Annotated in this window: 3 protein-coding genes; 2 read left to right on the top strand and 1 reads right to left on the bottom strand. The window is 53.0% G+C overall.

Going from position 1 to position 2,310, the window contains the following annotated elements; genetic code table 11:
- Positions 1–271, top strand: a 271-nt coding sequence (locus tag ACMV5H_RS25350) for a hypothetical protein (RefSeq protein WP_414822779.1), incomplete at its 5' end; no start/stop codon positions are given.
- A 211-nt stretch (positions 272–482) separates the two neighbouring features.
- Here ACMV5H_RS25350 and ACMV5H_RS25355 read toward each other — a convergent pair.
- Positions 483–1,487, bottom strand: coding sequence for an IS110 family transposase (locus ACMV5H_RS25355; RefSeq protein WP_037383137.1), 1,005 nt, complete (start codon positions 1,485–1,487; stop codon positions 483–485).
- An 88-nt stretch (positions 1,488–1,575) separates the two neighbouring features.
- Here ACMV5H_RS25355 and istA point away from each other — a divergent pair.
- On the top strand, positions 1,576–2,310 hold a 735-nt coding region (gene istA / locus ACMV5H_RS25360), incomplete at its 3' end, for an IS21 family transposase (RefSeq protein ID WP_414822780.1).

Raw genomic sequence — 2,310 nt, forward strand, 5'->3', positions numbered from 1 at the left:
TGCAAAATGGCGTCTGAATCGATCACTGTTTGGCATTCGAATCGATCATGATTTGGCATGCATCTCCGATCGCGATTTGGCATCACAATCGATCACGGTTTGGCATGCCTCCGATCAGGGTTTGGCATCCTGCCGATCACTCCGGGAATTAACTCTTTCTTACACTGTCTCCATGGCTGATTTTTACGCCAATGGAGGCATCGATGTCCAAAAATCTATGGTCACCCCCGTTTTTGCAACACAGATTTTGATTTATGATGGGCTTGCGTAAATCTATTCGGCGTCTAGTGAGTATTCATGCTCGCGCCACGATGAGTTTCGCGCCTGCCGAACCTTAAAAGAGAGTCGGCTTCATAGAGCCACTTTTTGGATCAGGTTCATCAGCAGGCCGATATGCCGTTCATGTCATCAATTATCTGTCGTCGCAAAACCAGAAAGTAATGTGTTAACTCACTGAGCTGAAGAGTTTTTCGTTGGCTCTTTTATTTGCTGAACGCCGCCTGATGTGCCGTAACCGCCCAGGCTATACGTGCCAGTTTGTTTGCCAGCGCGCACGCCACTACGTTAGAGTGATGGCTGGCAAGCTGCTTTTTAACCCACTCTGCCAGACGCCCTGGGTTGTTCTCCAGCCGCAGCATAAACACGCGTGCACACTGCACCAGCAGCCGCCGCAGATTCTTATCACCTCGCTTGCTGATGCCCATCAGTGTCGTTTTTCCACCTGTACTGTACTGGCGGGGAACCAGCCCGGTTGACGCCGCAAAGTCACGGCTGCTGGCATAGTTTTTCCCGTCACCCAGTCGTGCGGCTAACAGGCTTGCTGTTACCGGTCCGACGCCGGGAATGGTCAGCAGTCGCTGTGCGGTTTCATCCTCCGCAAGGTGGGTTTTCAGTTCCATATCGATTTCATCAATTTCCCCGCAAAGGTAAATATACTGGCTGTGGAGCCTGTTCAGAACCCTTACCAGGTAAGGCGGGAAGTCATTTTCTTCCAGCACGGCGGCCAGACGCCGAATTACGGCAATACCGCGCGGCATGCTGATGCCGAACTCCAGCAAAAATGCGTGCATCTGATTGGTGGTTTTAACGCGTTGGCGTATCAGTGAATCTCTGACCCGATGCAGTGCAGACATTGCCTGCTGGTCTTCAGTTCTGGGTGAAACAAAGCGCATTGAGGGGCGGGAAGCCGCCTCGCAGATAGCCTCAGCATCGACAAAATCGTTTTTGTTGCTCTTAACGAAAGGGCGGACGAACTGTGGAGAAATCAGCTTTGCCTCATGACCTAAATCAGCAATCCGACGCGCCATAAAATGGGCTCCCGCACAGGCTTCCATCACAACAGTCGCTGATTGGCAACTGGCTAAAAACTCCATCAGTCTGGTTCGGGTAAACTTTTTGCGCAGAAGGGCATTACCCATTTCGTCCTGACAGTGTACGTGGAAGGAGTGTTTACCGAGATCGATACCAATAAGCGTAACGTTTTTCATGTTGGTTTCCTCTGAAATAAAACACCCAGCCAGCGTACCGCACACAAGGAGGGGGTGACCATCTCATTAGAGAAAAGCCAGGAGCCCTATGGAAACCTGTTTCAAGATCCTTCAGCTCAAGTTCGACCAGAAGCTGACCAACCGTTGTATCGGGCTGACGATGAAAATCAGTGCCTCGACGGTTTTTGAAGTTCTCGCCCGCTTTAAAGCCACATCTCTGCCATGGCCCCTTCCTGAAACGATATCCCACGATGGCCTTGAAAAACTCATCTTCCCGGCCAAAGGCATACCTGCATCAGAGCGGGTCATGCCGGATCTGCTTCACTTCGATACCGAGATGAGAAAACCCGGCGTGACGCGGCAACTGCTATGGATGGAGTACAAGGCTCAGGCCGGGGAACTGGCGATGGGGTACTCCCACTTCTGCCGCTGCTACCGGGAGTGGAAAAAGACACGGCGCCTCTCAATGCGTCAGGAGCACCGTGCCGGTGAAAAGCTCTTTATCGACTTCTGCGGTCCGACGGTTCCCGTCATCAACCCGGATACCGGCGAGGTTCGCCGTGTGGCCATCTTCGTGGCCGTGATGGGGGCGTCTAACTACACCTACGTGGAGGCCTGTGAAGGTCAAGATATGATGTCCTGGCTGAACGCCAACAGCCGCTGTCTGACCTTCCTGGGCGGTGTACCGAAGCTGCTGGTCCCCGATAACCTCAAAAGCGCGGTGAAAAAGGCCGATCGCTATGAACCCGTCATCAATGACAGTTACCAGGCGTTGGCGGCGCACTACGGCACCGTTATCATCCCGGCTCGCCCCTATAAGCCG

This window comes from Serratia sp. N21D137, from assembly GCF_047530005.1.
In the GTDB taxonomy this organism is placed as follows: domain Bacteria; phylum Pseudomonadota; class Gammaproteobacteria; order Enterobacterales; family Enterobacteriaceae; genus Chania; species Chania fonticola_B.

What these genes read in the sequence shown, in the direction of transcription:
- ACMV5H_RS25355 (WP_037383137.1), bottom strand. Translation starts at nt 1,487, where the DNA reads ATGAAAAACGTTACGCTTATTGGTATCGATCTCGGTAAACACTCCTTC.